Below are 2,250 nucleotides of genomic sequence, written 5' to 3' on the forward strand. Positions count from 1 at the left end.
CTGTTCGCCCTATCCACATCACTGCTGCTATGAACTTTCTGTTGTCCTTTGCACTCCTTCCACTATCCCCTTTCTTTCCGGGTAAACTCTCCTTTATCCTTTCCCATTGCTTATCTTTTAAGTCGTATAACATCCTTAGCTTCTCTCAAAAATTGTTATTATAACTCCTTTCTTTTTGAATGTCTACACTACCTAATTTTTTTACTTGAATTTGTGTTTTTTTTGAAGTAATAATGGCCTTACAATAAGCTGTCTATATTAATTCCTGAACTTCATCAACGGAAAGACCTGTACACTTGACAATAGTGTTAACATCAACATTATTAGCTAGCATCGCTTTTGCAACTTCAATCTTTCCTTCAATCTTTCCTTCCTCTCTGGCATCATCAAGTTTTTGAGCAAGTACAGCCTGTTCATCAAGAATACGCTTGATCTCTTGTTCATAGGCTATAAATTCTTTCTCTGACCAGTTGAACCTATTTAACTCTTCATAGGCTCTCTTTATTATCAAATCACTTCCTATTATTCTTTCTAGATCCTCTTCACTAGTTTTATCTGCATACTTGAAGAAGTATATCCATTTCTCAACTATACCTGAAAGCTGCTCCTCTTTGGTTTTTGGAAATTTTGGCAATTCAATAAATATAAAGTAAAAATCTTTTAAATCGTGCTCATTAGTATCTTCATCCCGAATAGTATGTTTTGACTTATACATAGACTTACACGGAAACAGAATACAATCTGCTATAGCAATAAAGATAATTTCTTTAAGGTCATGGTATTGATCACCTTTATCAGCCTGCCTTGAATAAGCTTTAGCTGCATAGTATTGGGCACGTTTTTCAAAGCCTTTGGTTTTAGCCACCTGCATTTCGACAATTATTTGCACCCCATTTTCATCTCTACAGAGAACATCGACAATACTTTGTTTTTTAGCAGCAATATCAGGATCTTGGATAGTACTCAAAAACTCTATCTCTTTTATTTCATTGACGCCAGTAAACCCTAGGATATCATTTAAGAAATGAATTAAAATATCTTTATTCTTTTCAGTACCAAAGATTCGTTTGAAGGCTATGTCGTTTTTAACATCAAGAAACTTAGATAAAGCCATAGCAAAAACTCCTAAAAACCATTAATAATTATACAGCATTATTAGCAACTTTTCAATAAAAAAGCCTTACATTTTTTGTCAAATTCCTAAAGCCGTTTGCAGCAAAGACATCTGATCAACACCGTTAATTTTCCGCATCATATTTTCAGCATCGATCTCTATTAACTCATTTCCACCTATAGTAAGTTTATAATAGTGAGCAGCTACCGTACATTTGAGTGTGGCTTTTTCTGCAGGTTTCCAGCTACCAAAATCAAATTCTCTGAATATTCCCCTAAGATTTATAATAACGGCTTCAACTTCATTGCTACCACTACCTTGCATTCCACCCCTGAGAGTTAAGGATACCGAGTTTCCATTTATCAAGCCAAATAGCCGAAAGAGTTCTGTATCATATTCAGCGAAGGTAAACTCAGCCTCTAATTTCTCCATTCCCATATCTATGCTAATTGGAATGTCCATACCACCAGCACGATATTCCTCAGTTTTAATGGTAAGTTTTGGCAAGGTTATTTCGTCGATTTTCCCAGCATAGCCTCTACCATCGACAAATACGTTAAAGTTTCTCAGTATCTTTGGTAACACTTTCTTCCTCTTTATAAAATTTCATTATTTAGCAAGTGAGAGCGAAAAGTTATCTGCTCAGCAGGGTATGGTGGAGTAAATTCAAAGTCAAAAAATACTTTGCCACTTGCAATGTTTGCTGGGTCTGAAGTTGCATAACATTTTCCACTGATAATCGCTCCTTGTGCTTTTAAACCTGCTAAATAAGAGTTTACGCTTTCAATTACATCATCTATGTAAGTTTTGGTAATATTTCGATCAACTGCCCATAAGTGAGCTCTCAATAAGCTGTCATTTATTAAATCTGCAGTACGTCTGACCGATAGAAAAGCCCACTTTGGATCATCTGAACACGTTCTATTTCCCCAGAGTCTGTAGCCATTTTGGTGAATTATCGTCGTTACTTCATTTTCGTTCAAAAGATTAGCACGGCAATTTGCATCACCTAAGGTAAAATCAATAGCTCTACTTGTGCCAACAACGCCATTTATCTCTTTATTTGATGGTGAGTGCCAAAATCCTTGTTCACTATCTACTTTGGCCATTAAACCAGCTACAAATGGACTTGGTGG

At 35.7% G+C, this 2,250-nt stretch carries 3 protein-coding genes; all 3 read right to left on the reverse strand.

The window, feature by feature from the left end; translation table 11 throughout:
* Positions 1 to 253: 253 nt before the first annotated feature.
* The gene (locus IC220_RS07140) at positions 254 to 1,114 is read right to left on the reverse strand and encodes an Rpn family recombination-promoting nuclease/putative transposase (RefSeq protein ID WP_188153745.1); all 861 of its coding nucleotides are present in this window, start codon (positions 1,112 to 1,114) and stop codon (positions 254 to 256) included.
* A 78-nt stretch (positions 1,115 to 1,192) separates the two neighbouring features.
* Complete coding sequence (locus tag IC220_RS07145; protein WP_188153746.1) at positions 1,193 to 1,699, reverse strand: phage major tail tube protein; 507 nt, start codon at positions 1,697 to 1,699, stop codon at positions 1,193 to 1,195.
* An 11-nt stretch (positions 1,700 to 1,710) separates the two neighbouring features.
* Positions 1,711 to 2,250, reverse strand: a 540-nt coding sequence (locus IC220_RS07150) for a phage tail sheath family protein (RefSeq protein ID WP_188153747.1), incomplete at its 5' end; no start/stop codon positions are given.

Source organism: Wolbachia endosymbiont of Pentalonia nigronervosa (assembly GCF_014534705.1).
Lineage (GTDB): Bacteria > Pseudomonadota > Alphaproteobacteria > Rickettsiales > Anaplasmataceae > Wolbachia.

What these genes read in the sequence shown, in the direction of transcription:
- IC220_RS07140 (WP_188153745.1), bottom strand. Translation starts at nt 1,114, where the DNA reads ATGGCTTTATCTAAGTTTCTTGATGTTAAAAACGACATAGCCTTCAAA.